Consider the following 1826-nt stretch of genomic DNA (forward strand, 5'->3'; position numbering starts at 1 on the left):
AAATCCTTATCTGGCAAGAGACTTAATTGATTAGTTCGCTCTAGATAAAAAACAATTGACAAAAATCGCTAAATGCCTTTCTATATAAGGGTTCCATCCCTTATAATCCCCGTCCATTGCATAACACAAACCGAAGAGCCACTAAGTTTTACTAAATCCGTTGAGTATAAGCTACATATCAGGACGGGCAAAAGGCAAGAGGCAAGAGGCAAAAGGGGGAATAAATAATCAGTCTTTAATAACCGGATTTAGTATTAAAGGTCGATACTTTTGAGAAAAAAATTTTCCCAACTGCATCATTTCCTCGCTTAAGTGGGAAAGCTATGACTACGGAAAACGATTTAAAAGTTTCTAATTCCTATCACAGTCGCCGTAGAGAAGCCATCATGTCTGCAATTAATCCCTCGACGCTCGAAACTAAATTTATCTCTCCCTCTTTTTCTGTCCTAAAATTGAAGGAAAACTCGATCGACCTAGATGAAGATTTTCTCGGCAGTGATTTAGAAGATGATTTAGTATCTAGTCCCGAAAAAATCCACAGCAAAGGGACAACTACTGACTTGGTACCTTTGTACCTACAAGACATTGGCAGAGTGCCTCTACTCAAACGGGACGAGGAAGTTGAACAAGCGCAACAGGTACAGCGTCATCTGTCTTTACTGAAATTATGCGCCGCCGCCGTTAAACAAGGTGATGCACAAGTACAGCAATTTGTCAAGTTAATTGCGGTTCGTGATCAGCTAACCGCTCGGTTAGCCCATCGTCCTTCCCTAGAACGTTGGGCAAAAACTGCCCAAATCAGCGTGTCTGAGTTAAAAAATGCTTTAAAAGCAGGAAAACAGCGTTGGGCGCACCTAGCGGGCTTAGAAGTGGGGGAATTAGAAGAAATTATTGCCCTTGGTACCCGTGCCAAAGAACAAATGATCAAGGCCAATTTACGTCTGGTGGTGTCGGTGGCCAAAAAATATCAGAATCGCGGTTTAGAATTATTGGATTTGATTCAAGAGGGAACCCTGGGTTTAGAACGGGCCGTCGAGAAATTTGATCCCACCAAAGGCTATCGTTTTAGTACCTATGCCTACTGGTGGATCCGTCAAGGAATGACGAGAGCGGTCGCAACTCAAAGCCGGATGATTCGCTTACCAGTTCATATTACCGAAAAACTCAACAAAATTAAGAAGGCACAACGGAAAATCTCCCAAATCCGCGGTCGCACTGCGACCGTAGAGGAAATTGCCCAAGAGTTAGCTGTGACTCCTGAAGCTGTGCGGGAAGTGTTGATGACAGTGCCGCGTTCGGTTTCCTTGGAAATTAAGGTAGGTAAGGAAAAAGATACGGAATTAATAGACCTTTTGGAAACCGAAGCAGTGTCTTCAGAAAATCATTTTGTCTATGAATCTTTGCAAAGAGATATCAGAGAATTATTGGCAGATTTAACCACTCGCGAACGAGAAGTGATTGAATTGCGCTATGGTTTTCTCGATGGTAAATCCCATTCTTTGGCTGATATCGGTCGCACTTTGGAATTATCCCGGGAAAGGGTGCGACAAATTGAGTCGAAAGCTTTGCAAAAATTGCGTCAATCCCAGCTACATCATCAAATTTGCGATTATTTTGAAGCGTTGAGTTAAGTAGCTGGTTATAATTAAATTGAAGATAGATTTTGGGTTCGATCCCCCCTTAATCCCCCCTTGATAAGCTATCCATTAGTCACATCTTTCTTAACATAAAATTTGACAAAAAGAGAAAAGTGTGCCAGATGGCTCAAGGGGGTTCTATGGGGGAACTAATTTGATGAGATAGTTTCCAAGTCTCGCTGATATCAT

At 42.1% G+C, this 1826-nt stretch carries 1 protein-coding gene; it reads left to right on the forward strand.

Features of this window, described 5'->3' with window-relative positions; genetic code table 11:
- Positions 1–386: 386 nt before the first annotated feature.
- Positions 387–1631 (forward strand): RNA polymerase sigma factor SigC, encoded by a 1245-nt coding sequence (gene sigC / locus O9290_RS09020; protein WP_288055233.1) that lies wholly within the window; start codon positions 387–389, stop codon positions 1629–1631.
- Positions 1632–1826: the final 195 nt, after the last annotated feature.

The organism is Microcystis sp. LE19-41.2A (assembly GCF_027530405.1).
Lineage (GTDB): Bacteria > Cyanobacteriota > Cyanobacteriia > Cyanobacteriales > Microcystaceae > Microcystis > Microcystis aeruginosa.